Annotated in this window: 17 protein-coding genes and 2 other annotated features; of the genes, 15 read left to right on the top strand and 2 right to left on the bottom strand. The window is 41.9% G+C overall.

Translation table 11 applies throughout. The features are described from left to right. Positions 1-380 precede the first annotated feature (380 nt). From IQ19_RS16920 to IQ19_RS16880, 9 genes are all read left to right on the top strand, one after another. The gene (locus IQ19_RS16920; protein ID WP_144543547.1) at positions 381-1,817 is read left to right on the top strand and encodes a replication initiation and membrane attachment family protein; all 1,437 of its coding nucleotides are present in this window, start codon (positions 381-383) and stop codon (positions 1,815-1,817) included. Next, a complete protein-coding gene (gene dnaI / locus IQ19_RS16915; protein WP_144543566.1) occupies positions 1,817-2,746 on the top strand; it encodes a primosomal protein DnaI in 930 nt (309 codons plus the stop codon). The genes IQ19_RS16920 and dnaI overlap by 1 nt, the downstream gene beginning before the upstream one ends. Positions 2,747-2,893: 147 nt before the next feature. After that, entirely contained in the window at positions 2,894-3,766 is an 873-nt protein-coding gene (ytxC, locus tag IQ19_RS16910) for a putative sporulation protein YtxC (protein WP_144543546.1), read from the top strand. 61 nt (positions 3,767-3,827) lie between these two features. Continuing rightward, positions 3,828-4,052 (top strand) — a binding site (T-box leader). Positions 4,053-4,145: 93 nt separating this feature from the next. Continuing rightward, positions 4,146-6,077, top strand: a complete 1,932-nt coding sequence (gene thrS, locus IQ19_RS16905) for a threonine--tRNA ligase (protein ID WP_144543545.1) — start codon at positions 4,146-4,148, stop codon at positions 6,075-6,077. Between the two features lie 335 nt (positions 6,078-6,412). Then, positions 6,413-6,536: a sequence feature (ribosomal protein L20 leader region), on the top strand. Between the two features lie 195 nt (positions 6,537-6,731). Beyond that, complete coding sequence (infC, locus tag IQ19_RS16900) at positions 6,732-7,235, top strand: translation initiation factor IF-3 (RefSeq protein ID WP_110066244.1); 504 nt, start codon at positions 6,732-6,734, stop codon at positions 7,233-7,235. Positions 7,236-7,250: 15 nt separating this feature from the next. Then, the gene (gene rpmI / locus IQ19_RS16895) at positions 7,251-7,451 is read left to right on the top strand and encodes a 50S ribosomal protein L35 (RefSeq protein ID WP_009333215.1); all 201 of its coding nucleotides are present in this window, start codon (positions 7,251-7,253) and stop codon (positions 7,449-7,451) included. Between the two features lie 26 nt (positions 7,452-7,477). Then, complete coding sequence (gene rplT / locus IQ19_RS16890) at positions 7,478-7,837, top strand: 50S ribosomal protein L20 (protein WP_009333214.1); 360 nt, start codon at positions 7,478-7,480, stop codon at positions 7,835-7,837. Positions 7,838-8,105: 268 nt separating this feature from the next. Then, entirely contained in the window at positions 8,106-8,378 is a 273-nt protein-coding gene (locus tag IQ19_RS16885; protein WP_144543544.1) for a DUF1294 domain-containing protein, read from the top strand. Positions 8,379-8,442: 64 nt separating this feature from the next. After that, positions 8,443-9,012 carry a TVP38/TMEM64 family protein gene (locus tag IQ19_RS16880; protein WP_144543543.1) on the top strand — a complete coding sequence of 190 codons (570 nt, stop codon included), beginning with the start codon at positions 8,443-8,445 and terminating at the stop codon, positions 9,010-9,012. 31 nt (positions 9,013-9,043) lie between these two features. Here IQ19_RS16880 and IQ19_RS16875 read toward each other — a convergent pair whose 3' ends face one another. After that, the gene (locus tag IQ19_RS16875; RefSeq protein ID WP_144543542.1) at positions 9,044-9,457 is read right to left on the bottom strand and encodes a sigma-w pathway protein ysdB; all 414 of its coding nucleotides are present in this window, start codon (positions 9,455-9,457) and stop codon (positions 9,044-9,046) included. 227 nt (positions 9,458-9,684) lie between these two features. Here IQ19_RS16875 and IQ19_RS16870 point away from each other — a divergent pair, with 227 nt between their 5' ends. From IQ19_RS16870 to IQ19_RS16860, 3 genes are all read left to right on the top strand, one after another. Further along, entirely contained in the window at positions 9,685-10,176 is a 492-nt protein-coding gene (locus IQ19_RS16870) for a dUTP diphosphatase (RefSeq protein WP_144543541.1), read from the top strand. Positions 10,177-10,532: 356 nt separating this feature from the next. After that, positions 10,533-11,618, top strand: coding sequence for a M42 family metallopeptidase (locus tag IQ19_RS16865; protein WP_144543565.1), 1,086 nt, complete (start codon positions 10,533-10,535; stop codon positions 11,616-11,618). A gap of 341 nt (positions 11,619-11,959) precedes the next feature. Then, a complete protein-coding gene (locus IQ19_RS16860; protein WP_394137571.1) occupies positions 11,960-12,319 on the top strand; it encodes a small multi-drug export protein in 360 nt (119 codons plus the stop codon). A 47-nt stretch (positions 12,320-12,366) separates the two neighbouring features. Here IQ19_RS16860 and sspI read toward each other — a convergent pair whose 3' ends face one another. Beyond that, a complete protein-coding gene (gene sspI, locus IQ19_RS16855; RefSeq protein ID WP_144543539.1) occupies positions 12,367-12,573 on the bottom strand; it encodes a small acid-soluble spore protein SspI in 207 nt (68 codons plus the stop codon). A 142-nt stretch (positions 12,574-12,715) separates the two neighbouring features. Here sspI and IQ19_RS16850 point away from each other — a divergent pair, with 142 nt between their 5' ends. From IQ19_RS16850 to pheT, 3 genes are all read left to right on the top strand, one after another. Beyond that, complete coding sequence (locus IQ19_RS16850) at positions 12,716-13,465, top strand: TrmH family RNA methyltransferase (RefSeq protein ID WP_144543538.1); 750 nt, start codon at positions 12,716-12,718, stop codon at positions 13,463-13,465. A 525-nt stretch (positions 13,466-13,990) separates the two neighbouring features. Next, entirely contained in the window at positions 13,991-15,028 is a 1,038-nt protein-coding gene (gene pheS / locus IQ19_RS16845) for a phenylalanine--tRNA ligase subunit alpha (protein ID WP_144543537.1), read from the top strand. A gap of 23 nt (positions 15,029-15,051) precedes the next feature. Further along, a complete protein-coding gene (pheT, locus tag IQ19_RS16840; protein ID WP_144543536.1) occupies positions 15,052-17,466 on the top strand; it encodes a phenylalanine--tRNA ligase subunit beta in 2,415 nt (804 codons plus the stop codon). The last annotated feature ends 104 nt before the right edge of the window (positions 17,467-17,570 follow it).

Here is a 17,570-nt window from a genome sequence, read left to right as displayed (position 1 = left end):
AGGGAATATGGTAGTTAATCAAGCGGAATAAAGACGAAATTCCACCAGGTTGAGGGAATATGGTAGTTAATCAAGCGGAATAAAGACGAAAACTCACCTGGCTTGTGGGAAACGGTAGATAATCAAATGAATTAACGACGAAAATCCACCCGGTATATGGGAAAAGGTAGTTAATCAAACGGAATAACGACGAAACCCCACCTTGCTTATGGGATATGGCGGTTATTCAAGGGGACTAACGACAAAAGCTTACCAGGATTAGGTAGGTAATCGAACTGTAGTACTCCAACAACCCAAGCCAAGAAATCGGCAGACGGCAGTTATCCATCTTTACGAACAAAGACGAACAAGACAAAATAGAACGGAAAAAGGTGAAGGCTATGGCCCAGCATTGGCAAGAAATGCTTCCAATTGACAGATACACAGTAGCCGCCAGCGGGCTTTTGCATGAATATGACAGAAAAGTGCTGACACTGTTGTACCAGCCTCTTATTGGTTCAACTTGTTTCAGCTTATATATGACTCTCTGGGCTGAACTGGAGGAAAACCGGCTTTGGTCTTCTTCCAACTCACACCACAGCTTAATGAATTTTATGGGCATGGGACTTAAGGAAATTTATGAAGCCCGCCTCAAGCTGGAGGGAATCGGGCTTCTAAAGGTATATGTAAACAAGGAAGATGATACCCGTTCCTTTATTTATGAGCTGCTCCCTCCTTTAACGCCAGAACAATTTTTCCTTGATGGAATGCTAAATATTTATCTCTATAAAAAATTGGGGAAAAACCAATTCATGAGGCTGAAACGCTTCTTTTCGGATCAAAAGGTGCACCCAAAACCAGGGTATCAAGAAGTAACCAAAGCTTTTCAGGATGTATATGAATCAGGGCATCCCGGCTCTTTTGAGGTTGACCAAGATTTGGAGCAGCTAATGAATGAATCGGATGAGCTGGGGTATATAGGCAGACAAGAGCAAGAGGGGGTTCAAATCTCCAATGAAGCTTTTAATTTTGAATTGCTTCAGGCAGGACTAAATGAATCTCTTGTTTCAAAAAAAGCCCTTACAGCTAAAGTAAAGGAATCAATCAGCAATCTTGCTTTTTTGTATGGAATTGATCCGATTCAAATGAAAAATATAGTGATCAGTGCTGTGAATGAAGACAATGAGATTAATATTGAAGAGCTAAGGAAATCCGCACGCGATTGGTATCAATTTCAAAATCAGGATCAGCTTCCATCCCTTATTGACCGGGTACAGCCAGCGATTCAGCAAACCCATAAAAAAGAGCCTAAAACGCAGGAAGAGGAATTGATCCGTTATTTGGAAATTACTTCTCCGAGACAGCTTTTAAAAGATATATCCGGAGGGGCAGAGCCATCAAAAAGCGACTTGCAGATCATTGAGGATGTCATGTTCCAGCAAAAGCTTCTTCCTGGAGTAATAAATGTTCTAATTCAATATGTTATGCTTAAAACAGATATGAAATTGACTAAAGGTTATGTTGAAAAAATAGCAGGACACTGGGCCAGAAAGAAGATTAAAACTCCACAGGAGGCCATGCTTTTAGCTAAAAAAGAGCACCGGCAATATCTTGATTGGGCAGAAGGAAAGAAAACACCCAATAAAAAAGGGACAAAAAAGCAGCCTATCAGGACTGAGATGCTGCCTGACTGGTTTGATGATAATAATGAAACAAGCAGTAATAAGCCTGAGGCCCAGCCCCAAAGAAGCGGCAAGGACCAGGATGAACTTGAAATGAAAAAAAGAGAGCTAAAAGAAAAACTGAAAAAACTGCGATCACAGGAGGTGACTGATTGATGGAAAAAATCAATGAAACACTTAGACGCCTTGCAGGCAATGAAGGGTTCCAAAAAAGGTATGAAATGATGCGCAATCAAACGCTGAATCATCCGGAGGTAAGGGATTTTTTGCGGGACCATAAGGACGAAGTGACATCTGAAATGGTTGAAAAAAGCCTGATCAAGTTATTTGAGTATACACAGCAAAGCAAGGAGTGCAATAAATGCCCGAGCCTGGAGGGCTGTGTTAATTTTATGCAGGGCTATCATCCAGAAATTGTTATTCAAAGGGGAACTATTGATTTAAAGTACGATAAGTGCCCCCGCAAGGTTATGAATGACGAGAAGCGGAAAAATGAGAAGCTTATCCAGAGCCTGTATGTCCCAACCGATATTCTTCATGCCACTTTTGACTCTGTATATGATGATGACGATCGTATTATTGCAGTCGACAAAGCTGCTTCATTCGTCATGGACTACCAGCCGGGCTCAAAGAAAAAGGGTATTTATTTTTACGGTAAATTCGGTGTGGGCAAATCCTATTTGCTTGGGGCCATCGCTAATGAGCTGGCAAGCAAAAAAGTATCCTCCATGATTGTGTATGTCCCGGAGCTGTTCAGGGAATTAAAGAATTCAATCGGCGATCAAACTTTAAATAGCAAGATTGAAACAATCAAAAAAGCGCCTGTTTTAATGTTTGATGATATTGGTGCCGAAACGATGTCCAGCTGGACAAGGGATGAAATTTTAGGTCCCATTCTGCAATTTCGCATGCAGGAAAGCCTTCCTACCTTTTTCACCTCTAACTTTGATTTTCAAGGGCTGGAGCATCATCTATCCTATAGCCAGCGCGGTGAGGAAGAGAAAATGAAGGCCAGAAGAATTATGGAGCGGATCAAATACCTTGCAGATCCTGTTCTTGTGGAAGGCCCTAACAGAAGAGCTTAACAAAGAAAGCTGCCGTGTATTATCCGGCAGCTTCTTTTAGTAGCTATTTTCCCTCGTTTTAAAATGCTAAAAGAACAAACCAGACTTCTAATTTGGCCAAGTCCCCCATATACATAGAACAGAGATTTGTATAAAGGGGGGATTTGGTTGATCGAAATCATTTTCCAAAGCAGCGCAGATGCAAGAAATTTTTATGAGCATCTCCATGAGCGGCTGCTGTCTTCTAACCAAACCGATAATAAAACTCTTCAATTTGAAGGGCAACATATAGTAAAAATTTTCATTGAAAATAGCCTAAAAGATTTGGAGTCTGTTAAAGAAGTATTTTACCAGTTTATCGTAAACCGTAAGCAGGATGACTGGTTTAGGAGAATACTGATCGAAAACTATTATTATGAAGATGAGGGAGAGCAGCAGCAAATTCTTGAAATTATCCACTCGATTCTGGAAGGAAACCGGGAGGATCTAGCTGCATTTGTAAGCGATTTGGATGTTAAGGAAAGTTTGAAAAGCGCAATCGATCAGCTGTTTCAGAATAATATATCGTTTTCTTTTGATTCCTTTGTTAAGTTTCGGATGCGTCCGCTTATGGACCAAATGGCTAAATATGTGGAAGTGTCCATTGATGAGTATAAGATGGAGCAGGAATACCAGATGTTTATTCAAACATTAAGGGATTTTTTATCAGGCAGGCAGGCCAAACTGAATACGATCCATGTACTTATGGATGAGGGCATTCATTTTTATGATGAGCAATTTTATGAAATAAAGCGGGTAGAGCTACTAAGAATGATTGACCGGAAGCTTTTATCCAATCATCCGGTATATGTGGATTCCGTAACGATTGCACCGCTTCTTTCCATTGCTCCAGCCTGCATTTATCTTTATTCGGATGATTATGAACAGCCATTGGTCAGAACGATCCGCAATATATTTGAAGAAAGGCTTGTACTGGATTCCATTTCAGGCTTTTACGAAAATAAAAGAACCTATCCTTACGCAGCTGATGAAAAAATGTAAGATATACCCTTGATTTTCCTGAAATAACAAACTATAATAACGTACATATTATGTTAATCAAGCAAAAGTTGCGATGAGGATAAGGGTATTCTTATACGGTTCAAAGAGAGGGAAGGCAAGGCTGAAACCTTCCTAACACGATTCGAATGCTTACCGCCTCTGAACTCCAGCCAGGAAATGGGCTGGCGGTTTTTAACGAACCGTTATCTTACTACAGAGTCATTTTTCCTTTATGAAAAATGAGAAGTAGGGTGGAACCACGTGTTAATAATAACTCGTCCCTTTTTTAGGGGCGGGTTTTTTTATTTTTTCACAAAGGTTAAAACGCTAAAGCACCTGAATCAGGTGTCATGCGCTAACATAAAAAGGAGGAAATATCATGTCAGAAGTTGTTAAAGTTTCGTTTCCAGATGGTGCTGTAAAGGAGTTTCCAAAGGGAACGACAACAGAAGATATTGCAGCTTCGATCAGCCCGGGCCTGAAGAAAAAGGCAATTGCCGGTAGTCTGGATGGAGAAATGTATGATCTTCGCCGTCCAATTGAAAAGGATGGGGCTATTGAAATTGTTACACCTGACAGCAGTGACGCACTGGAGGTTCTTCGCCACAGTACTGCCCACTTGATGGCACAGGCGATAAAGCGTTTATATAAAAATGTAAAGCTAGGTGTCGGACCAGTTATTGAAGGCGGGTTTTATTATGACATCGATCTGGAAGAATCCCTGTCGCCAGAGGACCTTCCTGTAATTGAAAAAGAAATGAAAAAAATTATTAATGAAAATATTGATATTGTCCGCAAGGAAGTCAGCCGTAATGAAGCGGTCGAGATGTACAAGGAAATTGGGGATGAATACAAGCTTGAACTCATTGAAGCTATTCCAGAAGAAGAAACAGTAACAATCTATGAGCAAGGTGAGTTCTTTGACCTATGCCGAGGCGTTCACGTTCCATCAACAGGGAAACTGAAAGAATTCAAGTTGTTAAGCATTGCCGGTGCATACTGGAGAGGCGACAGCGATAATAAAATGCTTCAGCGTATTTATGGAACAGCCTTTTTCAAGAAAGAAGATCTGGCTGAACATTTACGTTTGCTTGAGGAAGCGAAAGAGCGCGACCACCGTAAAATCGGCAAAGAGCTTAACCTGTTCATGAACTCGCAAAAGGTTGGCCAGGGCTTGCCGTTATGGCTGCCGAAAGGGGCAACAATCCGCCGCAACATCGAGCGTTATATTGTTGATAAGGAAGAAAGATTAGGCTATAACCATGTTTACACTCCAATCATGGGAAGTGTGGACCTTTATAAAACTTCCGGACACTGGGATCATTATCAGGAAGACATGTTCCCAGTGATGGAAATGGATAATGAACAGCTTGTTCTGCGTCCGATGAATTGCCCTCATCATATGATGATTTACAAAAACGGCATTCACAGCTATCGCGAGCTGCCTATCCGCATTGCCGAACTGGGAACGATGCACCGCTATGAAATGTCAGGAGCCCTATCCGGACTTCAGCGTGTACGCGGCATGACTCTGAATGATGCGCACATCTTTGTACGTCCTGACCAAATTAAGGAAGAATTCAAGCGAGTTGTTCATCTGATCCTAGAAGTATATAAAGACTTTGATATCAATGATTATTCATTCCGTCTATCCTACAGGGATCCTCAAGATACTGAGAAGTATTTTGATGATGATGAAATGTGGGAAAAAGCACAGGCCATGCTGAAAGAAGCCATGGATGAAATTGGCCTGGATTACTTTGAGGCAGACGGTGAAGCAGCTTTCTACGGCCCGAAATTGGATGTTCAGGTTAAAACTGCCCTTGGCAAAGATGAAACATTATCTACTGTTCAGCTCGACTTCTTGCTGCCGGAACGCTTTGACTTAACATACGTAGGAGAAGACGGAAAGCCTCATCGCCCTGTAGTTATCCACCGTGGTGTTGTTTCAACAATGGAACGTTTTGTGGCATTCCTGATTGAAGAATACAAGGGAGCATTCCCGACATGGCTAGCCCCAGTTCAAGTCCAGGTGATTCCGGTTTCTCCGGATGTGCACTTTGACTATGCAAAGCAGGTACAGGAGCAGCTTCAGGCAGAAGGCTTCCGCGTTGAGCTTGATGATCGCAATGAAAAAATCGGCTATAAAATCCGTGAAGCGCAAATGCAAAAAACTCCTTACATGCTTGTAGTCGGAGACAATGAAGTAGCTGAAAAAGCTGTCAATGTCCGCAAGTATGGAGAGCAAAAATCAGAAACAGTTCCATTTGAAGATTTCATCTCAGCTTTAAATGCTGAAGTTAAACGCTAATATCGATGTGGAGGGGCTGCTGAGACTGCAGCCCTTTTCTCTTGCAAGGTCTGCTGAGACTGATTCGTTGATATATTGGAAAATTCGTTGATATATGGGTGATTTTCGTTGATAAAATAAATTTTTCGTTGATATTTTAAAAATTTCGTTGATATATTTCTTCAACGTTAATCCCTGAAGAAACTGGTACTTAATTCTTTTTCCAAAAAAATAATAAAACCATATTGCAAAAAGTGATATATTTTGTTATGCTTTTCTTCGTTGTGATAAAAGTTATTCGTTTGACACGAAATAATACTTTGTGATATAGTATCTAAGGTAATTGAATACAGTTTGAGGAAAAGAAGAAGCACCCGCTTCTCACCTGATTGACGCAAAGTGCAGTTGGCAGGTTTTACGTGAACATTTTCTGTTTATATACGTAAGTGTGGGTGTTTTCATCCACACTTTTTTATTTGGTTAAAAACAGTTCTGCTTCCCTCTGTGGGAAGAGAAATGTTGCACAACTTGCGATTCAGCTTTGGTCCGGTGCAGTTGGCAGCTTCTTATAATAAGGTTGTCTAGCTCCAGCAGGCGCTTGCGCTTTCGTTTCATTCTTGACCCAAACGTTGTGTTCGCATTAATCCTTGGAGGTGTCTAGCTATTAGCAAAGATATGTTGTTAAACGAGGGCATTCGCGCCCGCGAAGTCCGTCTTATTGACCAAAACGGCGAGCAGTTAGGAATTAAATCAAAATTCGACGCACTTGAAATTGCTTCTCGTGCAAATCTTGATCTTGTTCTGGTTGCACCGAATGCGAAACCTCCGGTAGCCCGTATCATGGACTACGGAAAGTTCAAGTTCGAGCAGCAGAAAAAAGAAAAAGAAGCTCGCAAAAACCAGAAGATTATCAGTATTAAAGAGGTTCGCCTTAGCCCGACTATTGAGGAGCATGACTTTAATACTAAACTTCGCAATGCTATTAAATTCCTTGAAAAAGGCGATAAAGTAAAAGCATCGATCCGATTTAAAGGGCGTGCCATTACGCATAAGGAAATTGGCCAGCGTGTTTTAATCCGATTTGCACAAGCATGCAATGAAGTTGCAACGGTGGAATCACATCCAAAAATGGATGGCCGAAGCATGTTTATGGTCTTAGCACCGAAAAACGACAAGTAAGAGGAGGAATTCCCAATGCCAAAAATGAAAACTCACCGCGGCGCTGCTAAGCGTTTCAAAAGAACAGGTTCTGGTAAACTGAAGCGTTCTCATGCTTACAGAAGCCATATGTTCGCTAACAAATCTCAAAAGCAAAAGCGTAAGCTTCGCAAAGGAACTCTTGTTTCTTCAGGCGATTACAAGCGCATCCGTAACTTACTAGTAAATCTTAAGTAATATCTCGAAATTAGGAGGGAAATAATATGCCACGTGTAAAAGGCGGTACAGTTACTCGCAAACGTCGTAAAAAAGTCATTAAATTAGCTAAAGGTTATTTCGGTTCAAAACATACATTATACAAAGTTGCTAACCAGCAGGTTATGAAATCCCTAATGTATGCTTACCGCGACCGTCGCCAGAAAAAGCGCGACTTCCGCAAACTTTGGGTTACTCGTATTAACGCAGCAGCTCGCATGAACGGTCTTTCTTACAGCCGTTTAATGCACGGTTTAAAGCTTGCTGGCATCGAAGTTAACCGTAAAATGCTTGCTGAATTAGCAATCGCTGACGAAAAAGCATTTGCTGAATTAGCATCAGTTGCAAAGCAGCAGCTTAGCAAGTAATAATAAATACAACAGCCATTCTCTAAAACGGGAATGGCTTTTTTATGCACTTTTATCGCAGTCTAACAGGCAGTAAGTCTCCCTCTTCAAGAATCAGAGGAACCGAAGGAAGTTAAGCGGGAATCCAACTGCCCGTAAAGGCCCGATTGGGTCAACTAACAATCAGTGGGGAAAAGCCACCCACTGATTGAAGTTTCACTTTATAGACAGCAGCTTGCTTTTCCCTTAAGCTCATTAGAGACTTAATACATACAAAAGGAGACTATCGATGATTAAAACAATTGTCATCATCTATCTGCTCGTGAATATAGCTGGATTTTTCTTAATGAAAGTCGATAAAGAAAAGGCGAAAAGGAATCAGTACCGGATCAGCGAAAAGACTCTCTGGCTTGTTGCATTTCTAAGCGGAGCAGCCGGGATGACCCTCGGAATGAACACGTTCAGGCATAAAACGAAACATCTTCAGTTTAAATTTGGATTGCCTTCTTTAGCCTTGCTGGAAGCTGGATTAATTCTGTACCTTATCATTCAATTGTCATAAGCAGGCATGGCCCTCCATAAGCTTTAGTGAACACCCAGAATGACAGCCGGGAGAAGGTGGATGCATGAATGATCAATTGTCACTGTTGTTTGTGATCGTGGAGACTGCTGGAATTCTTGCTCCCATTGCTTTTATCTTTTTTCATATTATACGGCAGGTTTTATTTATTCCCGTCCCGCTTGTTTGCGTGACAGGTGGAGTTCTGTTTGGAAGCTTTTTTGGTTCTGTATTCTCGATTATCGGATTAATGATGAGCAGTATTCTCTTTTATTTTATGATTAGCAAAATGCCAAGGACTCATGAAAAGCTTTCATTGTTAAAAAAGAGGTGGTTCGGGGAGTACCGGAATCTGACTGTCGGGCAAGTTGCTGTTCTAAGGCTAATTCCATTTATCCACTACCATTTGCTGAATTTTTGTCTGATGGAAAGAAACAAGAGTTTTAGTGATTATGTGAAAAACTCTTGGGTAAGCAATTTGCCGCTGGCAGTCTTTTATACAGTGTTCGGAGAATTCATCAGTCGTTTTACTCCATCAATGATTCTTTTAATCTTGCTTTCTCTTGCTATTTTGGTTTTTATTTTGAGGGAAAAGGTAACCGTTATAAAGTGGAAGGAATTCTTTAAAACAGCATAAAAAAACGTTCGGTCCATCCGAACGTTTTTTTTTACATATGATCTATATATGGCTCGCCAGGTGAAGCCGTTTTATGCATGAACTCTTTAACAGGGCTTTTCCAGTCAATTTTTGCATTAGGATAGGCCTCCGTTATCTTTCTTTCAATAAAAATAAAATCTTCCCGAACCATTCCTTTAAGGGCAGCGGTGCTTCGGGGCCAGATGAAAATGGAGACTACTTCAAAAGCGTTATCGGTTGTACCAAGGTACTTTTCGCCTTCAAATAAAACACCTTTATACGTAATCAGGAAATTTTTCCGGACATTTTCCTGGTCATCCCAAAAATAATAACGTTTCTGTTCATGGGCAAGTTCCAGCTTTCGCTTAGAATTTAAAAGATACTTTATAGCGCTGTAAATGAGAAAAAGGATAAGTGCAAACAGCAGCATGCGCAGGAGCCACATAATAACAGCCCTCCAATATTATTTTCTTTACTTTACGGATGAGGTTAAAAAAAGTTTCAACTTTTTAACGATTTGTTATAATTTTTTAAGATAGACTAAGTTAAAGCACATTATTGATTTTAGCACCCTGTTGATTGGAGTGAAATCAACAGGCAAGTTTAACAGAGCTAAAATATAAAGTGAATTATAATTTAAATACCTTATTAATGTACATAGGATGGTGGAGAATGAAGTATCAGCAATTATTCCAAATGCAAAAAGAATTGGACAGGCATATTGAAACAAATCACCAATTGCAGGATGTAGATTTATTTGAGCGCAAAGTACTTGCATTGCTTGTTGAGCTGGGCGAGCTGGCAAACGAAACGAGGTGTTTTAAGTTTTGGAGCCTCAAGCCATCTTCTCCTCAGGAGACAGTATTGGAAGAGTTTGTGGACGGTATACATTTCATTTTATCTCTGGGCATTGAATGCGGTTTTAGTCAGGAAGAAGAATTTGCAATCACTTTGGATAAGGCAGAATCGGTGACTGGCCAGTTTTTATCCGTATATAATGGAATCGGCTATTTTCGGACAAGCCGTTCCCTTGAACATTACAAAGAACTTTTTACAGCCTATTTAAATCTTGGTGAAATGCTGGGCTTTACCCCTTCGGAAATCGAAAAGGCATATATAGAGAAAAATGAAGTAAATTATAAAAGGCAGGCGGAAGGATACTAAAAGCTAAGGAAGCTCATTGTGAGTTTGGCACTGAGTTGATTGGAGCGGAAGGCGCAAGACTACTCCTTGAAAATGCATCCGATTTCCTTCGTGCGGTGTTTATTCGAGAATGCAGGTTCCAATGTCTTAGCGGGAGAAGCGAACCAAAGGGAGGCCCCGCAGACGCGTCATGCACCGAAGAGGCTCCGGGCGGCCCGCTGATACGCGCTTCTTGAGCGGAAATCAACGGGCAAGTTTAACAGAGCTATAAACCAAAATCCGCCTTGAGCCGGATTAGGCTTCCGTCTGATAATTCTTTATATTGAATCGCGTGTTCGGTATAATAGGGATGAATACATATTAAGGGGGTCGAAATGATGGCTAAATTAGATGAAACTTTAACAATGCTTAAGGAATTAACAGATGCCAAAGGGATTCCGGGCAATGAGCGCGAACCGCGTGAGGTAATGAAAAAGTACATAGCAGCATACGCTGATGAAGTGACAACTGATGGACTAGGCAGCTTAATTGCTAAAAAGACCGGTAAAGAAGGCGGCCCTAAAATCATGGTAGCCGGCCACTTGGATGAAGTTGGCTTCATGGTAACAAGCATTGATGACAAAGGATTCATCCGCTTCCAGACGGTTGGCGGCTGGTGGTCCCAGGTAATGCTTGCACAGCGTGTAACAATCGTAACTTCCAAAGGAGGCGTAACGGGTGTAATCGGATCAAAGCCTCCTCATATCCTATCTCCGGAAGCACGCAAAAAGCCTGTTGAAATTAAAGACATGTTTATTGATATCGGCGCTTCCAGCCGTGAAGAAGTAAAAGAGTGGGGAGTTAAACCAGGTGATATGGTGGTTCCATATTTCGAATTCACGGTAATGAAAAATGAAAAAATGCTTTTGGCAAAAGCGTGGGATAACCGCATTGGCTGTGCGATTGCCATCGATGTATTAAAACAATTGAAAGAGGCTGACCATCCAAACGTTGTTTACGGTGTAGGAACTGTACAAGAAGAGGTTGGACTTCGCGGTGCCCGAACTTCTGCACAAAAAATTGAGCCGGATATCGCATTTGGTGTCGATGTTGGAATTGCAGGAGACACTCCGGGAATTTCTGAAAAAGAAGCAATGAGCAAAATGGGTAAAGGACCGCAAATCATTCTTTATGATGCATCCATGGTTTCACACAAAGGCTTGCGCGATCTCGTTACAGATACGGCAGACGAACTGAATATCCCTTATCAATTTGATGCAATTGCTGGCGGCGGAACAGATTCAGGAGCCATCCATGTTACACATAATGGCGTTCCTTCCCTTTCCATCACCATTGCAACTCGCTATATCCATTCACACGCAGCGATGCTTCATCGTGATGACTACGAGAATGCTGTAAAGCTAATCGCTGAAGTGATTAAGCGCCTTGATCGAGAAACTGTTGATAAAATCACTTTTGAATAATTGTTCAAAAAGAAACTCCGGGCCATCCTGGGGTTTTTTTGCTTGTGAAACATGACAGTTGCAAATAAAATAAAAAGTTGCAAATATAACTTCAAATTTGTAAATATAAGATATACTTAAACGAAGTCAGCTGTTTAAGAGTCAGAATATTTATCTTGCGCAGCACAAAAACGGGGCTCTTTTGTAGGTATTAGTAAAAAAGCAAGTAAAAAAGCTAGAGAATTAACGGAAACAGAGCAATATTAAAGCGGGGTGAAAAAATCATCTGGGAATATATATTAGTTTTCATACTGGCAGCCATTCCATGGATTGAAATAGCAGCAGTTATTCCAATTGCCATCGTGAAAGGGTTGAATCCTTTTCTTGTTGCTGTTTTATCATTTGCGGGGAATTTTCTGACTGTCTTCCTGCTGATTGTTCTGTTTGAGCGATTTAAGCTATGGCGGAGAAAAAAGAAGGGGCCAGAAGAAAAAGAAAGTGGCCGATCCAAAAGGGGCAAGAAGATTTGGAACCGATATGGATTGCCTGGCTTGGCTCTTGCAGGCCCTATTTTAATCGGCACCCATATAGCTGCAGCAATCGGGATGGGACTTGGCGCCAAAAAACAATGGACCACCATTTGGATGACTATTTCGCTTGTATTATGGAGCGGGATTTTTACCATCGCCACTCATTATGGCTTTGAGCTTTTTAAAGGCTAATGAAAAAACTGCCCTCAAGGAGCAGTTTTTCTATTTGTGCGTCTTTGTTATTTTAGTCCGGTTTCTAAAACTTGCAGCATTTCCTGCTTATCTTCTTCAGAAGAGTTTTTCCAAATGACTTCAAATAAAACGCCTAATCCAGGAAGCATTTTTTCTTCCCCGTTTTGAATGGCATCTACGATTGTATCTTTTAGTTCGTCTTGAGAGTTGCCTGAAACATTGTGTAAAATGGCATTACGCAGGTTTAAATTCACCTTCATGCACTCCTTCCAGATATAATTCGTTATTATGTTCTCTAATTTCGCTTTTATTATGTATTCCAAATAGGCTATAATGAAAAAATTGTATTAAAGAAATTCCAGGCCAACAGGATTTTCTATAAAAGGAGAGACAGTGTTGAAGCATATTCAATCTGCAAAGAACCCAAAAATTAAGGATTGGAAAAAGCTTTTAACAAAAAAAGAGCGGGATAAAACAGGAACTTTTTTGGTTGAAGGCTTTCATTTGGTGGAAGAAGCGCTTGCAGGTAATCAGGTTTTGGAAATTATTATAAACGAATCTAAGGACATGCCTCCTGGATGGGATTATGGAGATATCCCTGTAACTATGGTAACGGAGGAGATCATTGGGCTGCTGGCTGATACAGAAACACCGCAAGGTATCCTTGCTGTTTGCGAACAGGCGAGGTCCTCTGGTGATGTGGAAGGCAAAGGGTATTTGCTGATTGACGCGGTTCAGGATCCCGGCAATTTGGGTACGATGATCCGGACAGCAGATGCAGCAGGAATGGACGCGGTCATTGTGGGTGATGGAAGTGTGGATGTTTATAATCCAAAGGTTCTTCGCTCTGCACAGGGCAGCCATTTCCATTTGCCAGTTATAAGGGGAGACCTGTTTGAATGGGTGAACAGGCTCAAAGAAAATAATGTAACTGTTTTTGGAACAGCATTAGAAAACGCCAGGGAATATACCGAGGCCGAACATGCCGAGTCCTTTGCCCTGCTGGTTGGGAATGAAGGAAGCGGTGTAAATAAAGACCTGTTAGCCCTAACAACTGCCAATCTCTATATCCCGATTTTGGGAAAAAGTGAATCGTTGAACGTAGCGGTCGCTGCCGGGATTCTGCTTTATCACCTAAGAAAATAAAAAATGGGCAGCATTTTTATGAAAACCGTTTGAAACGGCATGAAGAATATACTATAATTAACAGCAAAATTATATGAAACAAAACGATGACGGAGTTCAGTACTTTGTTAATACCTTTTCAGGGAGAAAATGCCTTAGACTGAAAGCATTTTTATTGGGATAGCAAGGGAATTTTCACCTCCTGAGTTGGCATCGGGACCATTGAAATGAGATAGCAAGTCAGAATAGATAACTGTCTAGCTACAGCGCCTAGGGGCTCGAGGTCATAAGCCAATCTGTCAAGAAGCTTAAGTACAACCTTCATGCCATATTGTCTTATGCTTGTCGCCCCTGGGCAAGTCGCCTCCGCATTTCGGTGTAAAGATGTACCGGCAGCAGCCGTTATCCCAATGAAGTGAACACGTGCTTTATGTACATATATGTGTTAAAAAGGGTGGTACCGCGAAACCTCGTCCCTTTATGGGGATAGAGGTTTTTTGTTTTGGCAAAAAAAGTAAAAGGAATGAATTGAAGGAGGATTTTTAGATGCAAGAGCGTTTAAAAGAACTGCAAACTGAAGCGTTGGAAAAAATCAGCACTGCCGCTGATTTGAAAGAATTAAATGATATCCGTGTATCCTACCTGGGCAAAAAAGGACCAATTACAGAAGCCCTTAAAGGAATGGGGAAATTGTCAGCGGAAGAGCGCCCGAAAATGGGTGCCCTAGCAAATGAAGTAAGAGACAGCATAGCTGCCGGAATTGAAGAAAAACAAAAACACCTTGAAGAAGCAGCAGTCCAGGAAAAGTTGGCTGCTGAAAAAATTGATGTTACTCTTCCAGGGCGTCCTGTAAAAACAGGAAACCATCATCCATTAACACGCATTATTGAAGAGATTGAAGATTTGTTCATTGGAATGGGCTATACAGTGGCTGAAGGTCCTGAAGTTGAAAAGGATTATTATAATTTTGAAGCCTTGAACCTTCCAAAAGGCCACCCTGCCCGTGATATGCAGGATTCTTTCTATATTACAGAAGAGATTCTTCTTCGTACACATACTTCACCTGTGCAGGCAAGAACAATGGAAAAGCATGAAGGCAAAGGACCGGTTAAAATCATCTGTCCGGGAAAGGTATACCGCCGCGATAACGATGATGCTACACACTCCCACCAGTTTATGCAAATTGAAGGGCTTGTTGTGGATGAAAATATCCGCATGACAGATTTAAAAGGAACACTTGAAGTGTTTGCGAAGAAAATGTTCGGAGAAGATAGGGAAATCCGTCTTCGTCCAAGCTTCTTCCCGTTTACAGAACCATCTGTGGAGATGGATATTTCTTGTAAAATCTGTGGCGGAAAAGGCTGCAGCGTTTGTAAAGGAACTGGCTGGATTGAAATTTTGGGTGCCGGCATGGTACATCCAAACGTACTGGAAATGGCCGGATTCGACTCAAAGAAATATACAGGGTTTGCTTTCGGAATGGGGCCAGAGCGAATTGCCATGCTGAAATATGGTGTAGATGATATTCGCCATTTCTATACAAATGATGTTCGATTCTTAAAACAATTTTCAATTCATGAATAAGACTAGGTCGAGGAGGATATTACATGTTCGTTTCATATAAATGGCTGCAGGAGTATGTTGATTTATCTGGCGTTACTCCTGCAGAGCTTGCAGAAAAGATTACAAAAAGCGGTATTGAGGTTGAGGGCGTAGAGGTTCTGAACGAAGGCATCAAGGGAGTTGTCGTTGGGCATGTCCTTGAAAGAGAACAGCATCCAAACGCCGATAAGCTTAACAAGTGTCTAGTGGATACAGGTGCGGACGAACCTGTACAAATTATTTGTGGAGCTCCAAATGTCGATAAAGGACAGATGGTAGCTGTTGCAACAGTCGGAGCTGTACTTCCGGGCAATTTTAAAATTAAGCGTGCCAAACTTCGCGGCGAAGAATCAAATGGGATGATTTGCTCCCTGCAGGAGTTGGGCATTGAAAGCAAACTTGTCGCAAAGGAATACTCTGAAGGGATCTATGTTTTCCCTGGAGACGTTGAGGTCGGGCAGGATGCCATTGTGCAATTAAACCGTGACGATCAGGTTCTTGAGCTTGGTTTAACGCCGAACCGTTCAGACTGCTTAAGCATGCTGGGCGTTGCCTATGAAGTGGCAGCCATTTTAGGAAGAGAAGTTAAACTTCCTGAACCTCAAGTGGAAACTACATCTGAAAAGGCATCGGATTACATTGATGTACAGGTGGAAGCGAAAGAAGATAATCCTTTATACGTGGCTAAAGTCATTAAAAATGTAGAAGTAGGACCATCGCCAGTATGGATGCAGGCACGATTAATGGCAGCTGGCATTCGCCCGCACAATAATGTGGTCGATGTGACAAACTATATTTTGCTTGAATACGGCCAGCCGCTGCATGCTTTTGACTATGACCGATTGGGATCAAAAGAAATTCTTGTTCGCAGAGCAAAAGATGGTGAAGTCATTGTTACTCTTGATGATGCTAAACGTGAATTAACTTCCGATCATCTTCTCATAACAAATGGCAGTGAGCCGATTGCACTTGCCGGAGTAATGGGGGGAGCAAATTCTGAAGTGCAATCTGACACGAAGACTGTTTTGATTGAATCAGCTTATTTTAAAGGGGCAACTGTAAGGAAGGCTTCCAAGGACCATGGATTAAGAAGTGAAGCAAGCTCCCGTTTTGAAAAAGGTGTAGACCCGAACAGAGTCAGGGATGCAGCAGAAAGAGCCGCACAATTGCTGGCAGAATATGCGGGTGGAGAAGTGCTGGAAGGCTCTGTTGAAGCAGATTCACTGCAGGTTGAGCCGGCAGTAGTTTCAGTGACTCTCGAAAAGATTAATCGTGTACTTGGTACTGAGTTATCCATGAAGGAAGTAGAGGAAATCTTTGCCCGCCTTCAATTTGAAACAGCGGTTGATAATGATACAATCACTGTTACCGTGCCGACACGCAGGGGCGACATCACCATTGAAGAAGACTTAATTGAAGAAGTTGGCCGTTTATATGGCTACGACAATTTGAAGTCCACTCTTCCGGTTGGGGCTTCTACACCAGGCCATCTTACGGAATATCAGAATAAACGCAGATTAGTCCGCCGTTACCTCGAAGGTGCAGGGCTTTATCAGGCAGTGACTTATTCATTAACAAATGAAGCGAAGGCAACACAATATGCCCTTGAAGAGCGCAAACCAGTACAACTGGCAATGCCAATGAGTGAAGACCGCAGCCTTCTTCGCTTAAGCATCGTACCGCAGCTTCTTGAAGTATTAAAATATAACTCTGCACGCCAGAACGACAGCCTCGCTGTTTATGAAACAGGAGCCGTGTTCCTTTCCAATGGAGATGAAGAACTGCCTGAAGAGCGTGAGCATTTGGCTGGCGCGGTTACTGGTCTATGGCAAAGCCACCCTTGGCAGGGAGAAAAGAAGCCGGTTGATTTTTATGTCGTAAAAGGAATTCTGGAAGGCTTATTCGACAAGCTGGGCCTTTCCGGGAAAGTTGCATTCCGCCAAATTGAAAAAGCTGGCATGCATCCTGGCAGAACAGCTGAAGTATTGCTGTCCGGTAATTCTGTTGGCTTTGTTGGCCAGGTCCATCCGACGGTTGAAAAAGAGCTTGATTTGAAAGAGACATACGTATTTGAATTATCTTTGAAGGCTATTTTGGAAGCAGAAGTTGCTCCATTGCAGTATGAAGCGATCCCTCGCTTCCCCTCCATCACTAGGGATATTGCTCTTGTGGTTGATAATGGAGCTGCAGCTGGCGAGCTTGAAGCCATTATTAAAGAAGCTGGCGGCAAGCTATTAAAAGACGTTCATGTATTTGACCTGTACGAAGGCGAGCATATGGAGCCGGGCAAGAAGTCGATTGCCTTCTCCTTAAAGTACTTCGATCCTGAACGTACATTAACAGATGAAGATGTCACAAAGGCGCACGACAAAGTATTGGATGCTGTGAAGGAAAAAGCCGGAGCGGTATTAAGAGGATAATAAAGAAAAGGGCAGCCTGGGGGCTGCCTTTTCTTTATGGGGATTTTGGGTTTGGCCGATAAAAGGACCTTTTTGGCCGTTAAAACCGTAATTTTGGCCGATAA

It is taken from the genome of Cytobacillus oceanisediminis (assembly GCF_007830235.1).
GTDB classification, from domain to species: Bacteria; Bacillota; Bacilli; order Bacillales; family Cytobacillaceae; genus Cytobacillus; species Cytobacillus oceanisediminis.
The sequence above is the reverse complement of the archived record's forward strand: the minus strand, read 5'-3'. Positions and strand labels throughout refer to the sequence as shown.